Annotated in this window: 23 protein-coding genes, 1 tRNA gene and 1 riboswitch; of the genes, 14 read left to right on the top strand and 10 right to left on the bottom strand. The window is 70.4% G+C overall.

The genetic code is table 11. From position 1 onward, the window contains the following. The first annotated feature begins 144 nt into the window (after positions 1–144). Both ACFC06_RS19615 and ACFC06_RS19620 read left to right on the top strand, forming a co-directional pair. Positions 145–1,344, top strand: coding sequence for a DNA polymerase III subunit delta' (locus ACFC06_RS19615; protein ID WP_375932953.1), 1,200 nt, complete (start codon positions 145–147; stop codon positions 1,342–1,344). Positions 1,345–1,401: 57 nt separating this feature from the next. Further along, positions 1,402–1,477, top strand: a tRNA-Thr gene (locus ACFC06_RS19620). A 15-nt stretch (positions 1,478–1,492) separates the two neighbouring features. Here the strand turns inward: ACFC06_RS19620 and ACFC06_RS19625 are convergent. Further along, positions 1,493–1,915: a DUF4259 domain-containing protein gene (locus ACFC06_RS19625; protein WP_375932956.1), complete on the bottom strand. Its 423-nt coding sequence runs from the start codon at positions 1,913–1,915 to the stop codon at positions 1,493–1,495. Positions 1,916–1,971: 56 nt separating this feature from the next. Here ACFC06_RS19625 and ACFC06_RS19630 point away from each other — a divergent pair, with 56 nt between their 5' ends. The 3 genes from ACFC06_RS19630 to ACFC06_RS19640 all read left to right on the top strand — a co-directional run bounded on the left by ACFC06_RS19630 (position 1,972) and on the right by ACFC06_RS19640 (position 3,871). Then, a complete protein-coding gene (locus tag ACFC06_RS19630; protein ID WP_375932959.1) occupies positions 1,972–2,547 on the top strand; it encodes a ferredoxin in 576 nt (191 codons plus the stop codon). A 114-nt stretch (positions 2,548–2,661) separates the two neighbouring features. Next, a complete protein-coding gene (locus tag ACFC06_RS19635; protein WP_375932962.1) occupies positions 2,662–3,081 on the top strand; it encodes a DUF6228 family protein in 420 nt (139 codons plus the stop codon). Next, on the top strand, positions 3,068–3,871 hold the full coding sequence (locus ACFC06_RS19640) for a HEAT repeat domain-containing protein (RefSeq protein ID WP_375932965.1): 804 nt from the start codon (positions 3,068–3,070) through the stop codon (positions 3,869–3,871). Before ACFC06_RS19635 ends, ACFC06_RS19640 begins: the two co-directional genes overlap by 14 nt. 46 nt (positions 3,872–3,917) lie before the next feature. Here the strand turns inward: ACFC06_RS19640 and ACFC06_RS19645 are convergent, their stop codons facing one another. Continuing rightward, on the bottom strand, positions 3,918–4,763 hold the full coding sequence (locus ACFC06_RS19645) for an alpha/beta fold hydrolase (RefSeq protein WP_375932968.1): 846 nt from the start codon (positions 4,761–4,763) through the stop codon (positions 3,918–3,920). A 101-nt stretch (positions 4,764–4,864) separates the two neighbouring features. Further along, complete coding sequence (locus tag ACFC06_RS19650; protein WP_375932971.1) at positions 4,865–5,953, bottom strand: alpha/beta fold hydrolase; 1,089 nt, start codon at positions 5,951–5,953, stop codon at positions 4,865–4,867. Between the two features lie 216 nt (positions 5,954–6,169). Here ACFC06_RS19650 and ACFC06_RS19655 point away from each other — a divergent pair, with 216 nt between their 5' ends. Both ACFC06_RS19655 and ACFC06_RS19660 read left to right on the top strand, forming a co-directional pair. Then, positions 6,170–6,631, top strand: a complete 462-nt coding sequence (locus ACFC06_RS19655) for a DUF2752 domain-containing protein (RefSeq protein WP_375932974.1) — start codon at positions 6,170–6,172, stop codon at positions 6,629–6,631. A gap of 38 nt (positions 6,632–6,669) precedes the next feature. After that, positions 6,670–6,855 (top strand): hypothetical protein, encoded by a 186-nt coding sequence (locus ACFC06_RS19660; RefSeq protein WP_375932977.1) that lies wholly within the window; start codon positions 6,670–6,672, stop codon positions 6,853–6,855. On the opposite strand, the gene ACFC06_RS19665 is transcribed toward ACFC06_RS19660, so the two are convergent. The 3 genes from ACFC06_RS19665 to ACFC06_RS19675 all read right to left on the bottom strand — a co-directional run bounded on the left by ACFC06_RS19665 (position 6,840) and on the right by ACFC06_RS19675 (position 12,695). Next, positions 6,840–8,195: a M1 family metallopeptidase gene (locus tag ACFC06_RS19665; protein WP_375932980.1), complete on the bottom strand. Its 1,356-nt coding sequence runs from the start codon at positions 8,193–8,195 to the stop codon at positions 6,840–6,842. The genes ACFC06_RS19660 and ACFC06_RS19665 overlap by 16 nt on opposite strands. Then, positions 8,195–12,109: a Pls/PosA family non-ribosomal peptide synthetase gene (locus ACFC06_RS19670; RefSeq protein WP_375932983.1), complete on the bottom strand. Its 3,915-nt coding sequence runs from the start codon at positions 12,107–12,109 to the stop codon at positions 8,195–8,197. The genes ACFC06_RS19665 and ACFC06_RS19670 overlap by 1 nt, the downstream gene beginning before the upstream one ends. Positions 12,110–12,260: 151 nt before the next feature. Further along, on the bottom strand, positions 12,261–12,695 hold the full coding sequence (locus ACFC06_RS19675) for a MarR family winged helix-turn-helix transcriptional regulator (RefSeq protein WP_375932986.1): 435 nt from the start codon (positions 12,693–12,695) through the stop codon (positions 12,261–12,263). Positions 12,696–12,879: 184 nt separating this feature from the next. Further along, positions 12,880–12,994, top strand: a riboswitch (SAM riboswitch). 48 nt (positions 12,995–13,042) lie between these two features. On the opposite strand from ACFC06_RS19675, the gene ACFC06_RS19680 reads away from it, so the two are divergent. Further along, entirely contained in the window at positions 13,043–14,359 is a 1,317-nt protein-coding gene (locus ACFC06_RS19680; RefSeq protein WP_375932989.1) for an aminotransferase class V-fold PLP-dependent enzyme, read from the top strand. Positions 14,360–14,456: 97 nt separating this feature from the next. On the opposite strand, the gene ACFC06_RS19685 is transcribed toward ACFC06_RS19680, so the two are convergent. From ACFC06_RS19685 to ACFC06_RS19695, 3 genes are all read right to left on the bottom strand, one after another. Next, on the bottom strand, positions 14,457–14,828 hold the full coding sequence (locus ACFC06_RS19685) for a hypothetical protein (RefSeq protein ID WP_375932992.1): 372 nt from the start codon (positions 14,826–14,828) through the stop codon (positions 14,457–14,459). A 19-nt stretch (positions 14,829–14,847) separates the two neighbouring features. Next, positions 14,848–15,315 carry a flavin reductase family protein gene (locus tag ACFC06_RS19690; RefSeq protein ID WP_375935636.1) on the bottom strand — a complete coding sequence of 156 codons (468 nt, stop codon included), beginning with the start codon at positions 15,313–15,315 and terminating at the stop codon, positions 14,848–14,850. A gap of 159 nt (positions 15,316–15,474) precedes the next feature. Further along, positions 15,475–15,951 (bottom strand): YbaK/EbsC family protein, encoded by a 477-nt coding sequence (locus ACFC06_RS19695; protein WP_375932995.1) that lies wholly within the window; start codon positions 15,949–15,951, stop codon positions 15,475–15,477. A gap of 105 nt (positions 15,952–16,056) precedes the next feature. Here ACFC06_RS19695 and ACFC06_RS19700 point away from each other — a divergent pair, with 105 nt between their 5' ends. The 3 genes from ACFC06_RS19700 to ACFC06_RS19710 all read left to right on the top strand — a co-directional run bounded on the left by ACFC06_RS19700 (position 16,057) and on the right by ACFC06_RS19710 (position 19,164). After that, positions 16,057–16,878 carry a crotonase/enoyl-CoA hydratase family protein gene (locus tag ACFC06_RS19700; RefSeq protein WP_375932998.1) on the top strand — a complete coding sequence of 274 codons (822 nt, stop codon included), beginning with the start codon at positions 16,057–16,059 and terminating at the stop codon, positions 16,876–16,878. Positions 16,879–16,966: 88 nt separating this feature from the next. Further along, positions 16,967–17,464, top strand: coding sequence for a MarR family winged helix-turn-helix transcriptional regulator (locus ACFC06_RS19705; RefSeq protein WP_375933001.1), 498 nt, complete (start codon positions 16,967–16,969; stop codon positions 17,462–17,464). Continuing rightward, positions 17,461–19,164 carry an MDR family MFS transporter gene (locus ACFC06_RS19710; RefSeq protein ID WP_375933004.1) on the top strand — a complete coding sequence of 568 codons (1,704 nt, stop codon included), beginning with the start codon at positions 17,461–17,463 and terminating at the stop codon, positions 19,162–19,164. Before ACFC06_RS19705 ends, ACFC06_RS19710 begins: the two co-directional genes overlap by 4 nt. A gap of 86 nt (positions 19,165–19,250) precedes the next feature. On the opposite strand, the gene ACFC06_RS19715 is transcribed toward ACFC06_RS19710, so the two are convergent. Continuing rightward, positions 19,251–19,739: an inorganic diphosphatase gene (locus ACFC06_RS19715; RefSeq protein WP_278260571.1), complete on the bottom strand. Its 489-nt coding sequence runs from the start codon at positions 19,737–19,739 to the stop codon at positions 19,251–19,253. A gap of 207 nt (positions 19,740–19,946) precedes the next feature. Here ACFC06_RS19715 and ACFC06_RS19720 point away from each other — a divergent pair, with 207 nt between their 5' ends. The 3 genes from ACFC06_RS19720 (at position 19,947) to tilS (ending at position 23,751) form a co-directional block, all read left to right on the top strand. After that, entirely contained in the window at positions 19,947–21,443 is a 1,497-nt protein-coding gene (locus ACFC06_RS19720) for a D-alanyl-D-alanine carboxypeptidase/D-alanyl-D-alanine-endopeptidase (RefSeq protein WP_375933007.1), read from the top strand. A gap of 14 nt (positions 21,444–21,457) precedes the next feature. Continuing rightward, positions 21,458–22,522, top strand: a complete 1,065-nt coding sequence (locus tag ACFC06_RS19725) for a zinc-dependent metalloprotease (RefSeq protein ID WP_375933010.1) — start codon at positions 21,458–21,460, stop codon at positions 22,520–22,522. 71 nt (positions 22,523–22,593) lie between these two features. Then, the gene (tilS, locus tag ACFC06_RS19730) at positions 22,594–23,751 is read left to right on the top strand and encodes a tRNA lysidine(34) synthetase TilS (RefSeq protein WP_375933013.1); all 1,158 of its coding nucleotides are present in this window, start codon (positions 22,594–22,596) and stop codon (positions 23,749–23,751) included. Positions 23,752–23,797: the final 46 nt, after the last annotated feature.

Genomic DNA, 23,797 nt, shown 5'->3' on the forward strand with positions numbered 1-23,797 from the left:
CGCCGTCCTGTATCCGGTCGGCGCGGAGCAGCATCCGCAACCCGGTGCCGCATCGCCCATCGTGGCGTCGGGTCTCGGCGGCCGAGGCCGGTCGTGGTGGGCCGTTCGTCGAACCTGTCGTAGCCCGCGACTAGGGTGTCTGGCGTGGCAGGTGTCTTCGATCGATTGGTCGGCCAGGACGTGGTCGAGGCGGAGCTGACCGCTGCCGCGACGGCGGCGCGGGCCGGTGTCGTCACCGGGGCGATGACACATTCGTGGCTGTTCACCGGGCCGCCCGGCTCGGGTCGGTCGGTGGCCGCGCTGTGCTTCGCGGCAGCCTTGCAGTGCACCGATCCCGAGGTGGTCGGGTGCGGGAAGTGCCACGCCTGCACCACGACGATGGCCGGGACGCACGGTGACGTGCGCAGGGTGGTGCCCGAAGGGCTCAGCATCAGCACCAAGGAGATGCGCGAGATCGTGCAGGTCGCCTCGCGGCGGCCGAGCACCGGGCGCTGGCAGGTGGTGGTGGTCGAGGACGCCGACCGGCTCACCGAGGCGGCGGGCAATGTGCTGCTGAAGGTCGTCGAGGAGCCGCCGGACCGCACGGTGTTCCTGCTGTGCGCGCCCTCGGTCGATCCCGAGGACATCTCCGTCACCCTGCGTTCGCGGTGCAGGCACGTCCACCTCGTCACGCCGTCGGTACCCGCCATCGCGCACGTACTGCGCGAGCGCGATCAGCTCGACGCGAAGACCGCCGAATGGGCGGCCTCGGTCAGCGGCGGCCACGTCGGCCGGGCCCGTCGGCTGGCCACCGATGACGACGCCCGCAAGCGCCGCAAGCGCGCCCTCGCCCTGGTCACCGCCACCGAACGCCCCGGCGCCGCCTACGCCGCCGCCGACGAACTGGTGAAATCGGCCGACGACGAAGCCAAGCAGATGAGCGCCGAGCGTGACGACCGCGAACGCGACGAACTCGCCACCGCCCTCGGCGCGGGCGGCACCGGCAAGGGCGCCGCCTCCGCCACCCGCGGTTCGGCCGGCGTGCTCAAAGACCTCGAACGCCGCCAGAAGTCCCGCGCCACCCGCACCGGCCGCGACGCCCTCGACCGCGCCCTGATCGACGTCGCCGGCATGTACCGCGACGCCCTGGCCATGCGCTTCGCCGGCCGCGGCACCCCCATCACCCTCACCCACCCCGACATGGCCACCGAGATCACCGACCTCGCCACCGCCGTCCGCCCCGAGGGCCTGCTCCGCAGCATCGACGCCGTCCTCGCCTGCCGCGAAGCCCTCGACCTCAACGTCAAACCCCGCTTCGCCGTCGCCGCCATGGTCGCCACCCTCATCTCCGCCCGCGCCACCTGACCACCCGTTTTCGCATTCACCCCCTCCCCGCGATAGACTCGCGTCGCCGAAAGGCACGCCGCCTTAGCTCAGTCGGTAGAGCGCTTCACTCGTAATGAAAAGGTCGGGGGTTCGATTCCCCCAGGCGGCTCCACTCGGAAACAGCCCTTTACGGGCTGTTTTTCTGTTTTCCGGCCAGGGCTGATCGAAAGCTCGCGCATTCAGTGTGTATCTCGGGCTCCAGCAGGCCGTTCCGGGCGACGAGCTCGTGCCACTCGTTGTGGTGTGGGTCGAGGATGCGGTCCAGGGCGCGAACGGCGAGGTCGCGCAGGGTCTCGTCCGTGGTGAATGCGAGGGTGCGGGAGTACTCGCGACCAGTGTCATCGGCGATTGCGCCGGGCTGTGCACGTTCGGCTACCAGGGCGATCACCGCCCGTGCGGAGACGGACACGGTGTAGGTCAGGTGCTCGGTGGACGTCGCCTGGGTGAGCAGGTCCTGTAGGTGCGCGGTGATGTCCTTGTCTGTGTCGAGGGCATCGAGGAAGTCCAGCGCGGTGTCGTCGTCGAAGGCTCCGTAGCCCCAAGCTCCCATGCCCCAATGTCTACACGGCGCCTGAGCCGGGGTGCGTTGGCGGTTATGGTCGCGGGATGTATTGGGATCCGATGCCGACGGTCGTCGCCTCCGCGGAACTTCCGGTGGTTGGCGAAAAGGATCGGCGCTTGGGCGATCCGGATGACTACTGTCGTGGTTTGTGGGAGGAGCGGGATTGGCGCAATGTGCCGGGGCCGTTCTACGGGGCCGCTACCGACAGTTGCTGGATGGGGCGGCTGATCGCGCAGGATCACATCGTCTACGAGGACGGCATGGGCAGCGAAGTGGTGTTCCGGCAGCCGCGCGACGCTCGTGAAACCCGACTGCTGCTGTCCGCCGCGTGGGTCGATCCCTTCCGCGCCTACGCCTGTGACGGCGACGCTCATTGGACCGTCGAGCTGATCCGTGACTGGTGGGCGGATCGGGCGAAGGTCGCTGAATGGCTCGGAAGGCTCGAGCGTGAATGGTCTGTTCATGATCGTGATCAGGAGCGTGAGGCGGCGGATGGGCTGCGCGCCTACTCGCGGTACCTGGACAATGGGCTCGAAACCGCTCTTCGGGAGTACACGTTCTGGCTAGACAACGGGCGGCCCGCGCACTCGCACGAAAGGTTGCCGAGTCTGGGTAGGTGATCGCATCCACGACTGTGGATTGGGAATCGTTTGTCGGAGAGAGGGTTCGCGTGATCACCGTGTGGATTCAGGGGGTATACGGTGAGTGATTGTGACTGCGGCCAGGATGTGGGCGTGTCCTTCGGAACGCCGGGTGGGGGGACGTGGGTTCGGCTGGGGAATCGGGTCGATCCTTGGGACGATGGATCGGTTCAGGTTTGTGTCGAGGTCGGGGGGCCCGGGCTGCGCGCGGCCCTGCATCGAGTGACGTTGGCTGTGCTGGGCGAGTGTGATCTGGTCCCGTTCTTCGATGGTTTGTGTGCCGACTTCGCCGGCTGGGACGGCGTTCGGGAATGGTCGAGCGTGGACCGGGATCTGCGGGTCGAGGCGGTTTTCGGGTCCGGGGGTCATGTCGGGTTGACCTGGACAGTCCGGCCGTGGCGGCATGCGGACGGGAATTGGTCGGCGTCCACGACGGTGGTGGTCGAGGCGGGGGAGCAGATGGTGCGGTGGGTCGGGGATCTGGCCGTATCGTTGCGGGGTGAACTCAGCTGACACGCGACTTCTTCGGGATGGCGATCTCGAGACCCGGGAGGAGAACCTGCGGGTTCTGCTCGAGCGGGCAGATGCGGGGGACGGGTCGGCGAAGGACACGCTGCGGGTGCTCGTTCGCGACTATCCCGCCTACCATCGGGCGCTATACAGCCGGGCGTTGAATCGGGCGGCGGTGTTCGGGGACGCGTCGTTGGCGCCGTCGCTGCTCGACGCGCTCGCCGACACTCGGTACAACTGTCAGGCGTGGGCCGCGATGGGATGTGCGGCGCTGGGGGTGCGGGAGGCGGTTCCCGGGTTGGTGGCGATGCTGGAGCATTCGCAGCAGATCGCGCGGGAGCAGGCGGTGATCGCGCTGGGGGAGTTGGGGGACGAGTCGGTGGTTGCGGTGTTGGCGCCGCTGCTGCGGGACTCGGACAGCTGGATGCGGGAGCGGGCCGCCGAGGCGCTCGGGCTGATCGGTGGGGAGGCGGCGCTGGCCGCGCTGTGGGACGAGTTCGAGAACCGGCGGTACTTCCGGATCGGCTACATCGCCAGTGCGCTGGCCAGGTTCGCGCCGGACATCATCCCCCGGTTGTGTGCGGCGGCGCGGAGCGATGATCCGGACCAGCGGTATTGGGCGGCGGTCGCGCTCGGGTCGACCGGGGACGATCGCGCGGTGCCGACCCTGGAGCGGCTGATGGCCGAGGACAGGGGGTCGACGGTGTTCGACGGGATGGTGAGTGTGGCCGCGAAGAAGGGGCTGCGCACACTGCGGCGGATCCAGGCCGCCATCGCGGCGCGCGAATCCTGACTCTGCTCCGTACCGGCGTAAGGGGCAGGGCTCGCCCTCGCTGTGATCAAGGGGTGAGTGTCGCGCGCAGGATGTCGTCGATTTCTTCCGGGGGTGTTTCCAGCATCGCGAGGTGGCCCGCGGTGGGAAGGCCGAGGTAGGGGACGCCGAGGCGGTGGGCGAGTTCGCGGCCCGCTTTCGCGGAGAGCACCCTGTTGCGTTCACCCCAGATCATCTGAACGTTGATGTCGGCGAACACATCCGGTGACATCCGGTCGACGCGCTCGAACGGCACGGCCACGGCGGCGGCGATGCCCGCCATGGGCAGGATGCGCCCCTTGTCGGTCCACAGGTCTCGTAACCGCTCCCTGGTCCCCGCGTTCGACGCCGCGACCCGGCCGGTGCCGGTTTGGGCCCACACGATCGCGTCGGCGATCGGCTTCGGCAACGTGAGCGCGCGAAGCAGGCGGTGGGGGAAGACATTTCGTGCCGCCAGCCGGGCGAGCACGCCCAGCGGGGTCGGTGCGAGGGTGGCGGCGGTGGCGGGGTTGAACAGGACCATCGACCCGACGGTCGACGGGTTGCGCTCGGCGAACAGCAGCGAGACGGCGCTGCCCACGCAGTTGCCGACCAGATCGATGCGCTCGGCACCGATCTCGGCGACGAAGCCCTCGAGGATCTCGACGAGGCGGTCGATGCTCGGCTCGGTCGTCAGCGGGGAGTCGCCGTAGCCGGGGAAGTCCAGGGCGTACGCGGTGAAACGGTCGTCGAGTCCGGCGATCGCCGGTTCCCAGATGAGCCGACTCGAACCCAGGTTGTGGAGGAAGATGACCACCCGCGAACCGGAGCCGCGCTGGGCGTAGTGGATCGACTCGCCGCCGTACTCGAACACCGCCATGTGCCGAAGAGTCACCTTTCAAGGCTAACGGAAAAGGCCCCCGACATGGTCGAGGGCCCTTCACGGGGTGCTCCTGAGCGAATCGCCGTTGACCGGCTCAGGAGACCTGACTCGGGTCAGCGGGCGGCGACGTTGCGGCGGGTGGCCCGAGAGTTCGTGGCGGAGAGCAGGATCTGGCGGAGGACGGCGTCGAAGGCGGCGGTGTCTTCGATGTTGCCGAGGTGGCCGTGCGGGAGGATGTGGAAATCCGCGAGGTGGCCGGTGCGGCGCAGGGTGTCGATGAGGGGGCGCGAGAGGCGCTGGGGGAGCAGGCGGTCCTGGGCGCCGGCGATCACCGTGGTGGGGACGTTCAGGTTGGCGGTGCCCTCGGACAGGTCCATGTCGGCCATGGCGGCGGCGTGGCGGCCGCGGGCCAGCGGGCGACAGGAACGGATGATGCCGATCGCGAAGTCGACCTCGTCGGCGGTGGCCTCGGGGGTGACGATGCGGTAGCGGAAGACCTGTTCGGTGAGCCAGCCCGCGGGGATCGGCAGCGGCGCGAACAGCAGCGACTCGCTGATCGGCTGCGGCATGCGCACGGGCGCGCCGAGCACGGTGACCGGGTACTCACCGAAGGTGAGCTGCTTGTTCAGCACCGGCAGCATGTCGGTTTCCCAGCGGATGTCGGCGTTGGCGGTATTGGCCAGCAGCACCGCGGCGGCCCGCTCGGCGACCTGCTCGGGGTGGTGCTTGGCCCAGGCCTGGATGGTGAGGCCACCCATGCTGTGACCGACGAGGACGGCGCGCTCGTCGGGGCGCAGGGTGGCGTCCAGGACGGCGGTGAGGTCGTCGGCGAGGGTGTGCTCGCTGGGGGCGACGGTGCCCAGGGTCGACTCGCCGTGGCCGCGCTGGTCGTAGCTGACCACGCGGTACTCGCCGGCGAAGGCGCTGATCTGCGGGTTCCAGTACTCGATGCTGCACGCCCAGCCGTGGATGAGGACCAGGGTGGGGGCGGTCTCGGGGCCGTAGACGTGAACCCGCAGGTTCGCGCCGTCGGCGGTGGTGACCGGAACGACCTCGTGCGCGACGGTGGGGGCGTTGAGCCTCTCCGTCGCGAAGCTGCGGTTACGCAGCGCGGCACGGTACTGGGCGGTCAGGGCGCCGGTCTCTACGTGCGAGACCAGGTTTCGCGCTGCCGCGAGCGTCTTCATCGACTTCGCAAGCATGTCGGCACTCCTTTGTGTCGTAGGCCACCGTACAGTGCAAGCACGCGCGCTAGCTAGTGTTAGCGGGTCACAGTGTCCCATTTGTTGTCGACTGGGTCACAGCGGGCGAAGACACTGTGAAATCGCACGAAAACACCGGAAAGTTACGGCGTGGCGGGAACTGTCACGACGGCGGCGTGCTGGCGGTGCGCAACGGCCGCCGCTACCGTGTTCAGGGTGGACATCTCGCACGTCACCGCAGGTTTTTCCGGCGCAGGTCAGGAGCCTGCCCCGCGCCCGCTGTGGCGTCGGCTGGCGCCGCCGCTGCTCGCCGCCGGGGCGGGGATCGCCACGCTGGTGGTGCTGCACGTGCGCGACCCGCATGTGGAGGGTTCCTACGGGCTGTGCCCGGTCTACGCGCTGACCGGGGTGTACTGCCCGGGCTGCGGCGGCATGCGCTCGATCCATAATCTGACCGACGGCCGGGTCGTCGACGCGTTGCAGAGCAATCTGCTGGCGGTGGCGCTGGTGGTCGCGTTCGCGGTGTTCGTCGTCGACTGGCTGATCCGGGCCCGGCGCGGTCTGGGGTGGCGGCTACCGCGCCTGAGCGCGGTGACGGTGTGGACGTTCTTCGGCCTGCTCGCGGTCTACTCCGTGTTGCGCAACACGCCGTGGGGGACTTGGCTCGCCCCGGTCTGATACTGGAAACCGCGCCGTCGGCCAGGCACTGTGGAGATATGCGCGATTCACTGAAGGATCGAGTCCGGCAGAAGTTGTTGCGCCAGCTGGCCGAGGACGGCCCCGACCCCGAGCGCGACGATTCCCGCAGCATCGCGGTGTCCGATGATCTCGAGGCGCTGGAGATGGTGCCCGCCGACGATCCGCTCATCGAGGAACTGGCCCAGCGCTATCTGGTGTTCTGATGCGCCTGTCCGCCGAGCGGGGGTAGCTGCGGCAGCGGTTTGGTGCCGAGCCACAGCGCGAACAGCGAGCGCAGCGGCGCCACGCTGTAGTGACCGGCCAGGTCGACGAATTCCTCGGTGGTGACCGTGGCATGCCGGTAGCGCGCGGTCCACTCGCGGATCAGTTCGAAGAACAGGTGGTCGCGCAGTTCCAGGCGCAGGGCGTGCAGGGTGAGGGCGCCGCGCTTGTAGACGCGGTCGTCGAACATGTCCTTGGGGCCCGGATCGCCGACGACGATGTCCTGCGGCTGACGGGCCAGATTGGCGCGCGCGGCCCTGGCCAGCTGGTCGGCGCTCGGCCCGCCCGCGGCCTCCGACCAGATCCATTCCGCGTAACAGGCGAAGCCCTCGTGCAGCCAGATATCGCTCCAGCGCTTCAGGGTGAGGCTGTTGCCGAACCACTGGTGGGCCAGTTCGTGGGCGACCAGGCGTTCGGAACCGCGCCTGCCGTCGCAGTGGTTGGCGCCGAAGATGGAGATGCCCTGCGCCTCGATCGGGATGTCGAGTTCGTCCTCGGTGACGACCACGCTGTAGTTCTCGAACGGATACGGACCGAACCGCTCGGTGAACAGCGCCATCATCTCCGGCTGACGCGCGAAATCGTGCTCGAAGTTCGCGCGCAGCCGGGGCGGCACCACGGCCTGCATCGGCACCGGCTCGCCGGGCGTGCCCACCCGGTACTTGCGGTAGTTGCCGATCTGGATGGTGGCCAGGTAGGTCGCCATCGGCTCGGCCATCTCGTAGACCCAGGTGGTCTGGCTGGCCTTGGCCTGCTTGCTGATCAGCGTGCCGTTGGCCAGTGCGTGGAAGGGGCTGTCGGTGGTGATCGAGATCCGGTAGGACGCTTTGGAACTCGGGTGGTCGTCGCACGGGAACCAGGAGGCGGCACCGTTGGGCTGGCTGGCGACCAGCGCGCCCTCGGTGAGCTCCTCCCAGCCGACCTCGCCCCACGGCCCGCGCACCGGCTTGGGCGTGCCCGCGTAGCCGACGGTGATCTCGAGGACCCCGCCTGCCGGGATCTTCTGCTGCGGGGTGATCGCCAGCTTGCCCTGCTGGTGCGCGAACTTGGCCACCTTCGACCCGTTGACCAGCACCTTCGACACCGTCAGCGCCTGCGACAGATCCAGCGTGAACCAGGTCCGCGCCGCGGTGGTGACCGCGATGACCACCGCGCGCCCGGCCAGCCGGTTGCTGGCGGGCCGGTAGCTCAGCTCCAGCTCGTAGCGCGAGACCCGGTAGCCGCGATTGCCGTTCTGCGGCAGGTAGGGGTCGATCGGGTCCTCGTAGAACTTGCTCCGCATCAGGCGGCTCCGCGCTGCCTCGACTCCACGGTCGAGACGGGGCCGGTCCACGGCGCGATGGGGTTGCCCCACCAGCGGGTCGAGGGCGGGACGACATCGCCGCGCATGACCAGCGACGCGGGACCGATGGTGGCGCCCGCGCCGATGTGGGCGGCGGGCAGGGCGACGCAGTGCGGGCCGAGGGTGGCGCCCGCGTCGAGGGTGACGGTGTCCATGGACATGATCCGGTCGTGGAACAGGTGGGTCTGCACCACGCAGCCGCGTTCCACCGTCGCGCCGTCACCGAGTGTCACCAGGTCCGCCTCCGGTAGCCAATAGGACTCGCACCATACCCCGCGCCCGATCCTGGCGCCGAGTCCGCGAAGCCACAGATTCATCACGGGAGTACCCGTGGCGGCGCGCGCGAACCAGGGTGCGGCGACGGTCTCGACGAAGGCGTCGGAGACCTCGTTGCGCCACACGAATGAGCTCCACAGCGGATGCTCGACCGCGCGAATCCGCCCCACCAGCAACCACTTCGCGGCCACCGCGAGCGCACCGGCCAGCGCGCCCGCCGCCATCAGCACCAAGCCGGAGGCCAGCGCGGCGACGAGGTAGTCGGAGTGCTGGGCGATCAGCGCGAGGACGAACAGCACGCCGAGCCCGATCGCGAAGGTGACCATCACCGGGATCAGCCGGCAGGTCTCCACCACGGCGCGGGCCAGCTTGAGCCGCAGCGGCGGGTCGAAGGTGCGCGAGGTGTCGCTGGACTCGGCGGCCCGGCGCAGCCGCACCGGCGGGCTGCCCAGCCAGGACGAGCCCGCCTTGGCCTTGCTCGGCGCGGCCGAGAGCACCGCGACGAGACCGTTCTTGGGGACCCGCCGCCCGACCGCGGTCATGCCGGAATTGCCGAGGAAGGCGCGCTTGCCGACCTTGGCCTCGCCGATGCGCAGCCAGCCGCCGCCGAGTTCGTAGCTGGCGATCATGGTGTCGTCGGCCAGGAAGGCGCCGTCGGCGACCACGGTGAACTTGGGCAGCAGCAGCACCGTCGAGGCCTCGACGTTCTTGCCGATCCGCGCGCCGAGCAGGCGCAGCCACAGCGGGGTGAGCAGGCTGGCGTAGAGCGGGAACAGGAAGGTGCGGGCGGAGTCGAGCAGGCGTTCGGTGGCCCAGACCTGCCAGCCGGTGCGGCTGCGCACGGGGTGGTAGCCCTCGCGCAGGCCGATGCCGAGCAGTCGCACGGCGAGCACGGTGGCCGCGGCGTAGACGAACAGGCTCAGCAGTGTGGCCACCGGCAGGATGGCGAAACCGTGCAGGGCGGCCGCGCCGATGGTGGTCTCCTCGCGCACCCACCAGGCGATGAAGGTGCCGCCGACGGCCAGGCCGAACACCGGCATGGCGGCCAGCACCATCGAGGACACCCCGAAGACCAGCAGCCAGTGCCGGGCGCGTTCGGGTGCGTGATCGGGCCAGCGGCGCGGTGCCTTGCCGGTCTTGGCCGCGGGCGAGCCCGCCCACTCCTGCTCGGCCTTCACCTTGCCCGAGACCGCCGAGCCGGGCGCGATCTCGGCCTTCTTGCCGATCTTGCTGCCGGGCAGCAGGATCGAGCGCGCGCCGATCACCGCGCCCTCGCCGATGGTGATGCCGCCGATGTGCACGCGGTCGCCGTCGACCCAGTAGCCGGACAGGTCGACCTCGGGTTCGACGCTGGCGCCGTCGCCGAGTTCGAGCATGCCGGTGACCGGGGGCAGGGTGTGCAGGTCGACACCCTTGCCGATCTTGGCGCCGAGCGCGCGGGCGAACGGGACCATCAGCGGTGCGCCGGACAGGCTTTCGGCACCGCTGGCCTCCGAGAGCCGCACCGCCGCCCACAGCCGCAGATGCACCCCCGAGCCGCGCGGGTAGGTGCCGGGGCGCAGCCCGGCCAGCAGGACGCGCGCACCGGCGACGCACAGCGTCATCCGGCCCAGTGGCGAGATGAACAGGATGAACGCGAGCGCGATCCACCACCACGACAGGCGCGGCAGCCACGGCAGCGAGCCCGACCAGCCCGCGATGGCGGAGACGACGGTGAGCCAGGTGACCCATTGCAGGCCGGTCAGGGTGGTCAGCGGGATGGTCGCCAGCACCTGGGTGATCTGCGCGCGCAGCGGCGTGGGGGTGACGACGCGTTCGTCAACGGCGTCGACCGGGGCGCTGCCGTCGAGCAGCTCGACCAGCGAACCGAGGCGCGGATGGTCGTAGAGGTCGGCCACGGTGACGTGCGGATACCGTTCGCGCAGCGCGCCGACCAGCTGGGCCGCCGCGAGCGAGCCGCCGCCGACATCGAAGAAGTCGGTGTCCAGGCCGGTCACCTCGGCGCCGAGGATGGCGTCCCAGAGTCCGGCGACCCAGGCGGCGGTGCCGTGCAGGCCGTGTTCGGCGGTGTCCTCGGCGCTGGGTAGCGGCCAGGGCAGGGCGTCGCGGTCGACCTTGCCCGAGGTGCGCGTCGGCAGGTCGGCGACGATCGCCAGGCGCGGGACCAGCGGGGCCGGAAGTTGTTCGGCCAGAATCTCTCTGGCCTTCTTCAGGTCGTAGCCGGGGCCCGCGCCGGTGAGGTAGCCGACGAGGATCTTGTTGCCCGCCTTGGTGGTCCGGATGGCCGCGGCCGCGCCGCTCACGCCGGGCAGGTGTTGCAGGGCGTTGTCGAGTTCGCCGAGTTCGATGCGGCGGCCGCCGATCTTGATCTGGTCGTCGGCGCGGCCGAGGAAGATCAGGCCCTGGTCGTCGTTGCGCACCAGATCGCCACTGCGATAGGCGCGTTCCCAGCCGAGCGAGGGCATGGGCGCGTACTTCTCGGCGTCCTTGGCGGGGTCGAGATAGCGGGCCAGGCCGACGCCGCCGATGACGAGCTCGCCGGTCTCGCCTTCGGGGACGGGGTTGCCCTGCGGATCGACCACCGCGAGGTCCCAGCCGTCCAGCGGCAGGCCGATGCGTACGGGCATGGTGCCGTCGAGCTGGGCCGCGCACGCGACGACGGTGGCCTCGGTGGGGCCGTAGGTGTTCCACACCTCGCGTTCGGGACCGGCCAGGCGTTCGGCCAGTTCCGGCGGCACCGCCTCGCCGCCGAAGATCAACAGCCGCACCGATTCCAGCGCCTCGGCGGGCCAGGTGGCGGCGAGGGTGGGCACGGTGGAGACGATGCTGATGCCGCGGCGCATGAGCCACGGGCCCAGGTCGGCGCCGGTGCGCACCAGGTCGCGCGGGGCGGGGACCAGGCAGGCGCCGTGGCGCCAGGCCAGCCACATCTCCTCGCAGGAGGCGTCGAAGGCCACCGACAGGCCCGCCAGCACGCGGTCGCCGGGGCCGATCGGCTTGCGCTGCAAGAACAGCCGGGCCTCGGCGTCGACGAAGGCGGCGGCATTGCGGTGGGTCACCGCGACGCCCTTGGGGGTGCCGGTGGAACCGGAGGTGAAGATGATCCAGGCGTCGTCGGCGGGGGTGGGCAGGGTGTCCCAGTGCGCGTCACCGGTGGCGGTGGTGGCCGACTCGATGCCCTCGCCGGTGGCGATCGCGCTGACGCGGGCCTCGCCGAAGACCAGCTTGGCGCGTTCCTCGGGGTCGTCGGCGTCGACGGGGACGTAGGCGGCACCGCAGTAGAGCACCGCCAGGATGGTGACGTAGAGCGCGGCCGAACCCGAGGGCATCCGCACGCCGACCCGGTCGCCGGGGCGCACGCCCGCGTCGGTGAGCTCGGCCATCCTGGCCTCGACGGCGGCGACCAGTTCCAGGTAGCTCAGGACCACGGTGCCGTCGTCGATCGCGGGTGCGTCGGGGTGGGCCTGGGCGGTGCTGGTCAGGATGTCGACCAGGGTGCGCGGCGCGGCGGCCAGATCGGCGCGCAGCAGCGGGTCGCGGAGCAGCTCTGCCCCGAATTCGGTGTGTGGCTCGAGCATCGCGCTGCGTCCACCTCTCATCGGTTGACCCCCATCGGTGTCTGTTGTTTCACGGTCGGGTTACCGGAGGGCAAACGGGATGGTCACCAGATGCCAACGGTACTCGCCGGACGTTGTTTCCGACTTCGTGCGCGGCGTGCCGCGCCGGTGCTCAGGTGGACGGATCCGCCTCGTCACCGAGCGCGGTGAGGACGAGCCGGTGCAGGGTGGCCTGCTCGTCGGCGTCGAGGCGGGCCAGCACCCGGGCGGTGGCCTCGGCGATGAGCTTGTCGGTGCGCTTACAGCGTTTGCGGCCCGCGTCGGTGATGCGCAGCCGGTATTTGCGGCGGTCGGTGCCGTCGCGGGTGCGCTCCACCAGGCCCGCACCCTCGAGGGTGTCGACCAGCCGGACCACTTCGCTGCGGTCGATACCGAGCGCCTCGCCGACCTTCTTCTGCGTCAGGTCGGCGTTCTCGGCGACGAAGGTGAGCACCCAGTGGTCGCGCAGCGGGAGGTCGATCTCGGCGTGCAGGGCCTTGGTGAGTCGTGCGAGCGCGTACACCGGGTAGCGCGGCAGGCCGCGGGCGGCGTTCGGGTTCGAGGACATGGCGGCCACTCTAACAAATAGTGGGGGAACTCAATCATTTGGCTGTTCCATCGTGGAGTCGTCCGATGGTTGCGGAGGTTCGCGCGCGAGGGCAATCCGGGGGCAATCGCGTGCGGGGGCTGTCGGACGGTGATTCCGCGGCGGTGGTTGACAGCCGCGGGGATCGTCTGTCACTCTCGGAACAGGTCACGAGTACCAGCGACAAGCCCCGGCTAGCTGGTCGGCAACCCTCCTCCGCGGTGGGGTGCTCCGGGTGACGACCTGGCCGCCGTCCGCAGTGGGCGCGGCAAGCGCGGACTCGGAGCATCCCCCTCGGGAACGAGTCCCTGAGCCGACGGGATTTCGTCATGACCGCAGTAATCGACCCCACCTGTGCCCTGGCCGCCGTCTCCGGTGCCGACCTCCAGGTGCCGCTCGTGCAGGGCGGTACCAGCACCTACGCCAACTTCGACTACGCGGCGAGCGCGCCGGCGTTGAAGCAGGTCACCGACCGGATCTCGCAGTTGCTGCCGTACTACGCCAGCGTGCACCGCGGGGCCGGCTACGCCTCGCGGATCTCCACCGAGTGCTACGAGGCCTCGCGCGGCGCCGTCGCCCGGTTCCTCGACGCCGACGACGACCAGGTGGTGGTGTTCACCCGCAACACCACCGACTCGCTGAACCTGCTGGCCGGGTGCGTGCCCGGCGAGACCGTGGTGCTCGACATCGAACACCACGCCAACTTCCTGCCGTGGACCGCGCACGGGCGACGGGTCGTGCAGGCCGCCGACACCGTCGAGGAGACCATCCGCCGCGTCGTCGCCGAACTGTGCAGCAAGCCCGCCGCGCTGCTCGCCATCACCGGGGCCTCCAATGTCACCGGGGAGGTGCTGCCGCTGGAGCGGCTGGCCACCATCGCGCACCTGTGCGGGGCGCGCATCCTCGTCGACGCGGCCCAGCTCGCGCCGCATCGCCGGATCTCGTTGCGCGAGACCGGCATCGACTACCTCGCCTTCTCCGGGCACAAGCTCTACGCGCCCTTCGGCGCCGGCGTGCTGGTCGGGCGCCGGGACTGGCTGGACGCGGGGGAGCCGTATCTGGCCGGTGGTGGCGCGGTGCGGTCGGTGGGTGTGGACGCGGTGCAATGGGCTCCCGCGCCGCAGCGGCACGAGGCCGGATCGCCGAATGTGCTCGGCGCGGCCGCCATCGCCGCCGCCTGTGACGCGCTGGCCGCCATCGATCCCGCCGAACTCGTTGCGCACGAACGCTTCCTGGCCGACCGGCTGCGTGACGGGCTGAGTGCTCTTCCCGGTGTCTCGCTGGTCAGCATCTGGTCCGACAGCTCCGACTCCGTCGGCATCGTCGCCTTCACCGTCGACGGGTACGCCCCCGGCCAGGTCGCCGCCTACCTCTCCGCCGAACACGCCATCGGCGTCCGCGACGGCCGCTTCTGCGCCCACCCCCTGCTCGCCCGCCTCGGCCTCGACGCCGCCCTGCGCGCCAGCATCGGCCTCGGCACCACCCCCGCCGACGTCGACCGCCTGATCACCGCCGTCGCCACCCTCGTCACCCAGGGCCCCACCTGGGACTACGCCGCCACCGATGGCCTCTGGAACCCCACCCCCGAAACCCGCCCCCTCACTCCCGATTCCGAGGCGGGCGCCGCCCCTTGCCTGATCGGTTGATTCCGGGTCGTCCCGGCCCGCCCGGCCGGGATGTTCGTCGGTCCACTGAGCGGTGCGTCGGCGGACTACTCCTCGTAATGTCCGCCGACGGCGACGATCACGATCTCGCCTCCGGATCCGCCAACTCGCGTCCCACCGTTCGCCCGGCGCGCGCGTGCTTCGCGGACTCGAGCAGGGAATCGCCTCCGTGGGTGGCGATCAGGTATTCCGTCGTATCCATCGCGTGCAGGACATCGCCTGCCTGGACATGACCGGCGAGCCTCGTCGACAGCGTGAAGGAGAACTCGCCGGCGGGAGAAGTGTGGAAGCCGATCCACTCCACGACGCCGTGGGCGATGGTCTCGCCTGCTCGTCGTAGTTCTACCGGGTCGCCGACGGTGAAGGTGCCGCTGACATATCCGACGATGTGCGGGGTCGGTTGGTAGCTGACGGGGAAGACGCCGGTAACGCGGAACTCGCTTGTGGCCACGGTCGTCGTCCGATCTGTGTCAGGTGTCGAGGACGGTGGGGCGGTGGTATCTGCCGTTGTAGTAGAGGAGGGGGGCCGCGGAGGGGGATTCGTGGGTTTCGTCGTGGACTCGGGTGACCAGGGCGATGGCGATGGTGTGGTCGCCGATGTCGATGAGTTGGTGGACGGTGGCGCGGAGCCAGATGGGGGTGCCGTGCAGGACGGGCTCGCCGGTGTCGAGGGGGGTCCACAGGGAGCGGTCGGTGAAGCGGTCGGCGGCGGTGCGGGAGAAGCGGTGGGCCAGGTGGTGCTGGTGTTCGCCGAGGAAGTGGATGACCACCGAGCCCGCCTCGCGCAGGGCCGCGATGCTCGAGGAGGTGTGGGCGATGTTGAACGAGACCAGCGGGGGCTCGAGCGACAGGGAGGCGAAGGAGGTGGCGGTGAAGCCGACGGGGCCGTGGTCGGCGCCGAGGGTCACCACGGTGACACCGGCCGGATAGTGGCGCATCGACGCCCGGTACTGCTCGGCGGTGATCCCGCTCAGATCGTCGGGAATCACCAATTCGCCGGGATTCGGTCGCACATCACCCACCGCCCCAAACTACGCCCGGCCACCCGGAGCGCCTACGGCCACGCCGGGTATTTGATCGATGTCACCCCGGCGGGCTCAGTCGATGTCCAGGGGCAGACCGGCGGTGATTCGGACCAGTTCGCGGAAGTTGGTGCGGAACACCGTGTTCGGGTGACCGCCCGCCGCCCAGATCTCCGGATGCGCGGCCAGGGCGGTGTCCACCCAGGTGGGGAGGTTGGTGGGGTGGCCTACGGGGGCGGTGCCGTCGATGGGCTGGCCGGTGATGCGCTCGACCAGGGCGGCGGGGGCGGGGGTGAGGGTGCCGTCGAGGCGTTTGCCGGTGCGTTTCAGGTCGACCTGGTGGTGGTCGGCGACCAGCAGCAGGACGGGGTCGTCGTCGAGGAGGAAGACCTGGCAGGTGGTGATGGCGGTCGGGTCGGCGCCCAGGGCGCGGGCGGCATCGGCCGCGGTGGGGGTCGGCGTCTCGGGCGAAACGATGACGCCGTGGTGCCCGCGGGCGATGAGCGTGTCGGCGACGCGGCATGCGACCGCCGGAAGAGACGACCTGCGCATGATTCCAGAGTAGGGCGATTGCGGGAAATATGCCGGGGGAGCGGGATTTTGGGGTTCGGCCAGGGTGCTCGGAGGAACTTGGCCGGGCGCCAATAGACTCGACCCATGACTGAATGGCAAGCCTTCACCGTCGAGACCACCGACCATGTCGCGCAGGTCACCCTGATCGGGCCGGGCAAGGGTAATGCGATGGGACCGGATTTCTGGCGCGAGCTGCCGGAGATCTTCCGCGCGCTCGACGCCGACCCGCAGGTACGCGCGGTGGTGCTCACCGGCGCGGGCAAACACTTCTCCTTCGGCCTGGACCTGGCGGCGATGGGCGGCATGCTCGCGCCGGTGCTGGCCGACGACGCCAAGGCCGCGCCGCGCACCGAATTCCTCAAGGTCATCCGGGACATGCAGGACTCGATCACGGCCGTCGCCGAGTGCACCAAGCCGGTGGTCGCGGCCGTCTCGGGCTGGTGCATCGGCGGTGGCCTGGACCTGATCGCGGCCGCCGATATCCGCCTGGCCAGCGCGGACGCCAAGTTCAGCCTGCGTGAGGCCAAGGTCGCCATCGTGGCCGACATGGGTTCGCTGCAGCGCCTGCCCGGCATCATCGGCGAGGGCCACCTGCGCGAGCTGGCCTACACCGCCAAGGACATCGACGCCGCGCGCGCCGAGCGCATCGGCCTGGTGAACGAGGTGTTCGCCGATCAGGACGCGGTGGTCGCGGCCGCGCACGCCATGGCGCGCGAGATCGCCGAGAACCCGCCGCTGGTGGTGCAGGGCATCAAGGACGTGCTCGAGCAGCGGACCAGCCCGGCGGTGGCCGAGGGCCTGCGGTACGTGTCGACCTGGAACGCGGCGTTCCTGCCGTCGAAGGACCTCACCGAGGCCATCACGGCGGTGTTCCAGAAGCGCGCCCCCGAGTTCAAGGGCGAGTAAAGGCAGTTCAAACGGTTGCCCCGGTGACCGTTCTGTCTACATACTTGCATCACACAACTAATTGATTGATGCAAGTAAAGGTGAGGTAGTGAGTCGGAGCGAACCGGCGATCGATGTGATCGCCACCCAGCTCGTGCGGCTGCACCGGCTGCGTGATCGTGCGCTGGCGCAGGTCAAGGACCGCTCGGGGATCGACCCGGCGGGTTTCGTCGTGCTGTTCCGGCTGGTCTGCGACGGGCCGATGCGTTCGGGTGCGCTGGCCGAGGCCGTGCACTCGGACGCGTCGACAGTCAGCAGGCAGGTCGCCCAGCTCGTCGATCGGGGGCTGGTCATCCGGACCGCCGATCCCGACGACGGACGCGCGACCGTCCTCGAGGTGACGACCAAGGGCCGCGAAGTGGCCGACCGGATCAGGGCGCGGCGCCAGGAGAGCGTCGCCATCGTCACCGAGGACTGGTCGGACGAGGACCGCGCGAGCTTCGCCGCGCTGCTGACCCGCTTCGTCGCGGACTACGACCGCGCCCGCCTCACCCTGCTCGCCCGCCCGGCGGAACCGAGCGCGACCTGTACGGAGAACAATTCGTGACCACGACGGCGCCCCCGGTGGAATCGCCCGCCGGCTTCACCCACCGCCAGATCCTGACCATCCTGTCCGGGCTCATGCTCGGCATGCTGCTGGCCTCGCTGGACCAGACGATCGTGTCGACCTCGATCCGCACCATCGCCGACGACCTGCACGGCTACTCGATGCAGGCCTGGGCCACCACGGCCTATCTGATCACCGCCACGATCAGCACCCCGCTCTACGGCAAGCTCTCGGACATGTTCGGCCGCAAGCCGTTCTTCCTGGCCGCGATCGGGCTGTTCATCATCGGCTCGCTGCTGTGCACGCTGGCCACCTCGATGTATCAGCTGGCCGCGTTCCGCGCGTTCCAGGGCCTGGGCGCGGGCGGTCTGATGTCGCTGGCGCTGGCCATCATGGGTGACATCATCAGCCCCCGCGAAAGGGCCCGTTACCAGGGCTATTTCCTGGCCGTCTTCGGTATCTCGAGCGTGCTCGGGCCGGTGCTGGGCGGGCTGCTGGCCGGGCAGGACTCCATCCTCGGCATCACCGGCTGGCGCTGGGTGTTCCTGGTGAACGTGCCGCTGGGCCTGCTGGCCCTGGCGGTGGTGACCAAGGTGCTGCACCTGCCGCGCAAGCCGCACGCCACCCACCGCATCGACTTCGGTGGCGCGCTGGTGCTGGCCGTCGGGCTGGTGCCGCTGCTGATCGTGGCCGAGCAGGGCCGCGAATGGGGCTGGGGCAGCACCGCGTCGGTGATCTGCTACGTGATCGGTGCGCTCGGACTGGTCGGGTTCGTCGCGGTGGAGAACCGGATGGGTGACGCGGCGCTGATCCCGCTGCGGATCTTCGCCAACACCACCTTCGCGCTGGGCGTGGTGATCTCGTTCGTGGTCGGCGCAGCCATGTTCGGCGGCATGCTGCTGCTGCCGCAGTACCTGCAGGTGGTGCGGGGTGCCGGGCCGACCGAGGCGGGGCTGCAGATGCTGCCGCTGGTGCTCGGGCTGATGATCGGCTCGATCGTGTCGGGCAGATTGATCTCCAAGACCGGCCGCTACCGGGCCTTCCCGGTGATCGGCGCGGTCATGCTGACCGCCGGGCTGTTCCTGCTGCACCTGCTCGACGCCGACAGCCCGCTGTGGCTGGCGATGATCTTCATGGCCTTCACCGGCTTCGGCCTGGGCAACCTGATGCAGCCGCTCACGCTGGCCCTGCAGAACGCGCTGCCGCCCAAGGACATGGGTGTCTCGACCGCGTCGGCGACGTTCTTCCGCCAGATCGGCGGCACGCTGGGCGCGGCGGTGTTCCTGTCGATCCTGTTCTCGCTGCTCACCCCCAACATCACCACCGAGATGCAGCAGGCGGCCACCGATCCGGCCTACCAGCAGGCCGTGGTCGCGGGCGCGCACAGCGACAACCCCGCCGACGCCGCGCTGGCCAAGGGTCTGCTCGCGCACGACACCTCGGCGGCCGGGCACGTGCTCGAGGACAGCTCGATCATCCAGCAGCTCGACCCGCAGCTGGCCAAGCCGTTCCAGGTGGGTTTCGCCGACTCGATGTCGACGGTGTTCCTGGTCGCCGCGGCAGTCGCGGCACTGGCCCTGCTGCTGGTGCTGTTCTGGAAGGAGGTCCCGCTGCGGATGCAGGGCGGCATCCAGGCCGCCGGTGACACCAAGGCGGCCGACGGCGCGGGCGCGCTGGCCGACACGGCGGCCCGAGGGTAGGCAAGGTGAAGCGCCCTGGGTGAGCCACCGAACGAAACGGGAGGTCCGAAGTATTCGGACCTCCCGTTTCGCGTAAAGCTAGCGGCTCAGTGGCCGGATTCCTTCAGGCGGGTGAAGGACTCGTCGATGACCTTCTCGGCCTCGGCGCGGTCGAGCCACTCCGAACCCTGCACGAACTTGCCGGGCTCGAGGTCCTTGTAGCGCTCGAAGAAGTGCTTGATCGCCGACAGCTCGAACTCCGAGACGTCGCCGAGCTCCTGCACGTGGTCCCAGCGCGGGTCGCCCGCGGGCACGCACAGCACCTTGTCGTCGCCGCCTGCCTCGTCGGTCATGCGGTACACGCCGATCGGGCGGGCCTCGACGATCACGCCGGGGAACACCGACTCGGGCAGCAGCACCAGCGCGTCCAGCGGATCGCCGTCCTCACCGAGGGTGTTTTCGATGAAGCCGTAGTCGGCCGGGTAGCCCATGGAGGTGTACAGGTACCGGTCCAGCTTGACCCGGCCGGTCTCGTGATCGACCTCGTACTTGTTCCGAGAACCCTTGGGGATCTCGATGGTGACGTCGAACTCCACGCCATCTCCTTGCTCGTTCGAGTGCATCTGTGCCGAATCGCCAGATCGTTCTGGGGAACCGTTGCGCAACGAGGATAGTGTGGTGTGCTGGAACACCGGTGCGGCAGGCGGCTCAGCGCGCGCAGTCGAGGCGTGTCGGGCGAGACAGTCGAGGATCGGTGAGGCGTTCATGTCGAGGTTCGTGATTCCGGCCGGCCGGGTGGCCTGATGGATCAGCGCGGAGGGGGACAGCCGCCCTACGGCAGTGAGGCGCCGACCGTGGTCATCCAGCGCGAGAGCGCACGGCCGCGGGGGCGTCGTTCGTTGTGGATCTGGCTGGCGGCGGTGTTCGTCGCGGTGCTGGTGATCGCGGGTGGGTTCGCGGCCATCGCGAAGCCGTGGTCACCGGAATTCCGGCACGGGGGCTTGACGGTGGCCGCGCCGCCGACGGGCGAGCCCGCGCCCGCGCAGGTGACACCGGCCGGGTCCAATGCGCCCGCGCCGACTCCGGCCGGGGTCGCGGCCGCGCTGGCGCCGGTGGTCGGCAGTCCCGATCTGGGGTCGTTCGCCGGTCAGGTGACCGACCCGGCCAGCGGGACGGTGCTGTGGAGCCAGGACCCGGTCAAGGCCATGATCCCGTCCTCGACGGCCAAGATCATGCTGGTCGCGGCCGCGCTGCTGACCCTGCCCGACGAACAGCGGGTGACCACGAAGGTCACCGCCGGGGCGCCCGGCGAGCTGGTGCTGGTGGCGGGCGGCGATCCGACCCTGACCACCCGCGCCGACGGCGGCTACTACACCGACGGCGCGCGCGTCGCCGACCTGGCCGCGAAGGTGAGAGCGGCCGGGACGAAGGTGAGCTCGATCGTCGTCGACACCTCCGTCTACGCGGGGCCGACCATGGCCTCGGGCTGGGACCCCATCGACATCCCCGAGGGCTCCATCGCGCCGATCGAGCCGATCATGCTCGACGGCGGCCGCTTCGATCCCTCGGCCGACTACTCCCCGCGCAGCGCGAACCCCGCCCTGGACGCGGGCCGCGCGCTGGCCGCCGAACTCGGGGTCGACCCGGCCGCGGTGCGGGTCGGGCAGGCCGCCCAGCGTGGCGCCGAGATCGCCAGGGTGGAATCGGCGCCGCTGCGAGTCCGGCTGCACGACATGATGATCCACTCCGACAATGTGCTGGCCGAGGCGATCGGGCGCGAACTGGCCATGGCGACGGGGCAGGAGGCGTCCTTCGCCGGTGCCGTCGCCGCGACCACCGCCGTGCTGAGCACCTCCGGATTCGATGTCAGCGGACTGCATCTGGCCGACAACAGCGGCCTCTCGGTGGACGACCGGGTGCCGCCGCGACTGCTCGACTCGATCATCGCCATCGCCGCCCGGCCCACCGGCGACGCGGCCGTGATCCCCGCGGGCACCCAGGCCAGGCCCGAAACCGACCCGCGCGCAGCGGCTCTCGCGCCGCTGCTCGACGACCTGCCCGTGGCGGGCGGCACCGGCACGCTGGCGCCGCGTTTCGTCACCCAGAACCGGCAGGGCGCGGGCTGGGTGCGGGCCAAGACCGGAACTCTGAGCGTGGCCAGCGCGTTGGTGGGGTATGTGCTCGACCGTGACGGACGGGTGCTGACTTTCGCGCTGATGTCCAACGACAGGCTGCCGGAGGTGAGCAGGCCCGCCCTCGACGCGGTGGCGGGCGCCCTGCGCAACTGCGGTTGCTCCTGAGAGAGCGGGTGGCGATGAGCGAGGACAAGACCGGCAAGCCGTCGGGATTCAACGCAGCGGTGGACTGGCGTCTCGCCGCGCGGACCGGTGGCGCGCTCGCGCCCGCCGGACCCAGGATCTCCCGGGAGGCAGCCGAACAGGCCGTCACCGAGCTGGCGGCCGCCTCGGTGCGGGCCGAGGGGCCGGTGCGCGAGGTCAGCGGGTTGCTCGACGATCGGCCGGTGCCCGAGGCCAGGATCGTGGACCGGCCCGGCTGGATCGCCGCGGCGGCGGATTCCATGGCGGTGCTCACCGGCACCGAGTCGACCTCGCTGACCGGGCGTTTCGTCGGGAAACCGGCCGGCGTGCAGGCCGGGACCATGCTGGCCTTCCTGTCGACGGCGATTCTCGGGCAGTACGACCCGTTCACCGGGGACGACGGCACGCTGCTGCTGGTGGCGCCGAACATCGTCGGCGTGGAGAAGGCGCTGGGTGTGGACCCGTCGGACTTCCGGCTGTGGGTCTGCCTGCACGAGGTGACCCACCGGGTGCAGTTCTCCTCGGCGCCGTGGCTCGCCGACTACATGCGCACCAATGTGGACATCCTCAGCGAGGTCGGCGAGGAGCCGCTGAGCGAGATGCTCACCCGGCTGCTCGGTGAGGTGCGCGCGCGTCGCGCCGCCGACGCCGACGACGACCCGAACAGCCGCGGCATCGTCGGCCTGCTGCGCGCCGCCCAGGCCCCGCCGCAACGCGAGGCGCTCGACAAGCTGCTCATGCTGGGCACCCTGCTCGAAGGCCACGCCGATCACGTGATGGACGCCGTCGGCCCGGCCGTGGTGCCGTCCGTCGCCGAGATCCGTGCCGCGTTCGACCGGCGCAGGAAGAAGCCGTCCAACCCGATCCAGCGGATCATGCGGGCGCTGCTGGGCGTCGACGCGAAGGTGGCGCAGTACGTGCGCGGCAAGAAGTTCGTGGACGCGGTGGTGGACCGGGTCGGCGTCGCGGAGTTCAACACGGTGTGGACCGACGCCGACACCCTGCCCCTGCTCGACGAGATCGACGATCCCGACCGCTGGGTCTCGCGCGTTCTGCGCTGAACCCGTCCGGTTCGTTCCGGGTGTAGGCGAGGTGTCGCCCAGGCGTGTGATGTTTCGGAAGGACGCGGCCGATGACGGGTAGGCGGTTCGGCGGGGACGTGCGCTTGCCGGAGACCGCGGCGGTGCTGGCGGTGCGCCGGGGTGTGCGGGAGTGGGTCGCGGCGCGGGGTGGCCGGGTGCCGGTGGTCGTCGGGTTGTCCGGTGGGGCGGATTCGCTGGCACTGGTGGCGGCGGCGGTGGTCGAGGCCGGGGATGTGACGGCCGTGGTGGTGGATCACGGGTTGCAGGCTGGGTCGGGGGAGGTGGCTCGCCGGGCGGCGGACCAGGCGCTGGCGCTGGGGTGCGTGGACGCGGTCGTGGTGGCGGTGGCGGTCGGGCGGGACGGGGGTGTGGAGGCGGCCGCGCGGGCGGCTCGGTACGCGGCGCTGGAGGACGTGCGGGACGGGCGGCCGGTGCTGCTCGGGCACACCCTCGACGATCAGGCCGAGACGGTGCTGCTCGGGTTGGGACGCGGGTCGGGTGGGCGGTCGATCCAGGGGATGGCGGCCTGGAACGCGCCGTGGGGGCGGCCGCTGCTCGCGGTACGGCGGGCCGAGACGGTGCGGATGTGCGCGGACCTGGGGATCGAACCCTGGGACGACCCGCACAACGCCGACCCCGGCTACACGCGCGTGCGGGTGCGCACCGAGGTACTGCCACTGCTGGAGGACGTCCTCGGCGGTGGCGTCGCGCGGGCGCTCGCCCGCACCGCCGACCAACTGCGCGAGGACGGCACCCTCCTCGACGCGCTCGCCGGCGAACTGCTGCGCTCGGCGACCGTCCCGCCCGGGCCCGAGTCCAGGCCTGCCTCGACAGCGTCCGGGCCCGCGTCGGCGTCGGAGGCGACCGCGGATTCGGCGGCTCGGCGCGCGGCGGTGCCGACCACCTCGCCGGCGTCGATGGTGGGCGACAGTGGCCTCGACGACACCGATCGCCCGCGATTGTCGATCGAGATCCTGGCCACTGCCCCCGCGCCGCTGCGGCGCAGGGCGGTGCGGGCGTGGCTGGCCGAGCAGGGGATCGGTGGGCTGATGAACGCGCATCTACAGGCGATCGACGAGCTGGTGAGCGACTGGCGCGGGCAGGGTGGCGTGGCCGTGGGCGGGGGAAGCCGGGCCCACAGGTTGGTCGTGGGGCGCGAGCATGGCACGCTGGCGGTGCGCGCACAGCCGCGTCTCGATGACACATAATGAACCGGCCCGGTCGGGATCGACATCACGAAGGGACACCCACTTC

Origin of the sequence: Nocardia sp. NPDC056064, assembly GCF_042266925.1 — a bacterium.
Taxonomy (GTDB): domain Bacteria; phylum Actinomycetota; class Actinomycetes; order Mycobacteriales; family Mycobacteriaceae; genus Nocardia.

What these genes read in the sequence shown, in the direction of transcription:
- ACFC06_RS19690 (WP_375935636.1), bottom strand. Translation starts at nt 15,315, where the DNA reads ATGCGCCACTATCCGGCCGGTGTCACCGTGGTGACCCTCGGCGCCGAC.
- ACFC06_RS19720 (WP_375933007.1), top strand. Translation starts at nt 19,947, where the DNA reads ATGGATCAGCGCGGAGGGGGACAGCCGCCCTACGGCAGTGAGGCGCCG.
- ACFC06_RS19650 (WP_375932971.1), bottom strand. Translation starts at nt 5,953, where the DNA reads ATGCTTGCGAAGTCGATGAAGACGCTCGCGGCAGCGCGAAACCTGGTC.
- ACFC06_RS19660 (WP_375932977.1), top strand. Translation starts at nt 6,670, where the DNA reads ATGCGCGATTCACTGAAGGATCGAGTCCGGCAGAAGTTGTTGCGCCAG.
- ACFC06_RS19625 (WP_375932956.1), bottom strand. Translation starts at nt 1,915, where the DNA reads ATGGGAGCTTGGGGCTACGGAGCCTTCGACGACGACACCGCGCTGGAC.
- ACFC06_RS19695 (WP_375932995.1), bottom strand. Translation starts at nt 15,951, where the DNA reads ATGCGCAGGTCGTCTCTTCCGGCGGTCGCATGCCGCGTCGCCGACACG.
- ACFC06_RS19680 (WP_375932989.1), top strand. Translation starts at nt 13,043, where the DNA reads ATGACCGCAGTAATCGACCCCACCTGTGCCCTGGCCGCCGTCTCCGGT.
- ACFC06_RS19700 (WP_375932998.1), top strand. Translation starts at nt 16,057, where the DNA reads ATGACTGAATGGCAAGCCTTCACCGTCGAGACCACCGACCATGTCGCG.
- tilS (WP_375933013.1), top strand. Translation starts at nt 22,594, where the DNA reads ATGACGGGTAGGCGGTTCGGCGGGGACGTGCGCTTGCCGGAGACCGCG.
- ACFC06_RS19665 (WP_375932980.1), bottom strand. Translation starts at nt 8,195, where the DNA reads ATGCGGAGCAAGTTCTACGAGGACCCGATCGACCCCTACCTGCCGCAG.
- ACFC06_RS19670 (WP_375932983.1), bottom strand. Translation starts at nt 12,109, where the DNA reads ATGCTCGAGCCACACACCGAATTCGGGGCAGAGCTGCTCCGCGACCCG.
- ACFC06_RS19675 (WP_375932986.1), bottom strand. Translation starts at nt 12,695, where the DNA reads ATGTCCTCGAACCCGAACGCCGCCCGCGGCCTGCCGCGCTACCCGGTG.
- ACFC06_RS19725 (WP_375933010.1), top strand. Translation starts at nt 21,458, where the DNA reads ATGAGCGAGGACAAGACCGGCAAGCCGTCGGGATTCAACGCAGCGGTG.
- ACFC06_RS19630 (WP_375932959.1), top strand. Translation starts at nt 1,972, where the DNA reads ATGTATTGGGATCCGATGCCGACGGTCGTCGCCTCCGCGGAACTTCCG.